This is a genomic window from Oleiphilus sp. HI0066 (assembly GCF_001635725.1).
Genome location: NZ_LWFH01000603.1, coordinates 1 through 943, shown reverse-complemented (window position 1 = coordinate 943; position 943 = coordinate 1). Strand labels below are relative to the sequence as shown.

Annotated in this window: 1 protein-coding gene; it reads left to right on the top strand. The window is 48.8% G+C overall.

The genetic code is table 11. The features are described 5' to 3' along the window. Positions 1–515: 515 nt before the first annotated feature. On the top strand, positions 516–943 hold a 428-nt coding region (locus tag A3738_RS07880; RefSeq protein ID WP_231876572.1), incomplete at its 3' end, for a Wzz/FepE/Etk N-terminal domain-containing protein.

Here is a 943-nt window from a genome sequence, read left to right as displayed (position 1 = left end):
CTCAGCTAATATTGATGGCAATCAAATAACGCACTTCAAAATGAAGTGAATAGATATACAGAAGTCTCGTACACACAAAAATTGAACGAAGCTGCCAAGATTATAGAAGCTTCGTAAACACAAAATGCTATCGAAGCAAATAACCCCTTGGCTTAAGGGCGAAGAACGAAAGGAAAAACCGGATTTGCGCGAGGACTGTCTGAGCGAACGAAGTGAGTGAGTTCCGCAGCGCCGGCTTTGAGTAAGTGATAAGCGAACCCGAAGGGCCGAAGAGCAGGGGCCGTTTTGGATTATTAAGGGCTTTTGCAGGCGCAAAGCCCTTAATTCGCCTTTAGGCGAAACCTGAAAAGAAAAAATATCAACCGGCTATGCCGGAAAACAAAAGAACACTACAGTAACGGAAGCAATAAAAAGTGTCAGAGCAACAACCCTCGATTCTCGGGACTAGCCATGCGCCCCAATCGCACCCCCCCTACGATGACGAAATAGACCTCCTCGAACTCTGGCGTGTCCTCATGCGCGGCAAGTGGATCATCATCGGCTTCACCGCCATCTTCTCTGTTGCCTCCGTCTTCTACGCTCTTTCACTCCCAAATATGTATAAAAGCACCGCTGTACTTGCCCCTGCAGAATCCGCAGGAGGTGGCGGCCTTGGCAAACTCGCAGGTCAATTCGGTGGTCTTGCCTCATTGGCTGGCATTAACCTTGGTGGTGGCGGTTCCAATAAAACCGCCGAAGCACTTGAAATCCTCCAGAGCTGGGCTTTTATAGAGGAATTTATTCAAGAGCAAAATATCGCCACGCAAGTGTTTGCAGTCAAAGACTGGAACCCTGAAACCGACGAGCTGATCTACGACACCGAAATCTACGATCCGCAAACTCAAACCTGGACGCGCGAGCCACCTAAAGGTAAGCAAGCAGAGCCAAGCTCTTGGGAGTTATA